The organism is Bradyrhizobium genomosp. I (2014), from assembly GCF_000261685.1.
Taxonomy (GTDB): Bacteria; Pseudomonadota; Alphaproteobacteria; order Rhizobiales; family Xanthobacteraceae; genus Bradyrhizobium.
The window spans coordinates 1-516 of sequence record NZ_AJQE01000508.1 but is presented as its reverse complement, the minus strand read 5'-3'; the positions used below and the strand labels follow the sequence as shown (position 1 = coordinate 516).

The window sequence follows — 516 nt, the reverse complement described above, 5'->3', positions numbered from 1 at the left end:
CGCAGGAGCGGGCGTACTTGGAGAGGCTCGTCGTCATCGCGTTGCCGAATCGCTATCTGAGCGCTGCCGCGCGATCCTGCGGTGTGCAGATAGTCTGCCAAGCAAGTCGGTGGCTGCCAAACTTGGCATCCATGAACACACCGTTGGCAAGTGGCGCCGCCGATTCTTGAAGGATTGCTGTGATGGCCTGCTTGACGAAGCCCGTCCTGGGCGCCCTCGAACCATCGACGACGATCAGGTTGCTGTGGTAATCGAGCGGACATTGCGTACGACGCCGCGCGACGGACGCACTGGTCGATCCGCTCGATGGCTGCGGAAACTGGCTTTTCTCACACCACGATCGGCCGAAAGTGGACGGCGTTCGGCCTGCAGCCGCACCGCAGCCAGACATTTAAACTGTCGAGCGATCCGCTATTCGTCGATAAGGTGCGCGATATTGTCTGGCTTTACCCGAACCGAGCCATTGTCCTCAGCGTCGATGAGACCATTAAGGCACGGTGGATTTGTGAGCAGGCG

Annotated in this window: 1 pseudogene; it reads left to right on the top strand. The window is 59.9% G+C overall.

The annotated features are described in order from the left end of the window. Positions 1-516 (top strand): annotated as a pseudogene (locus IC50_RS38290) (helix-turn-helix domain-containing protein); the annotation flags it as partial.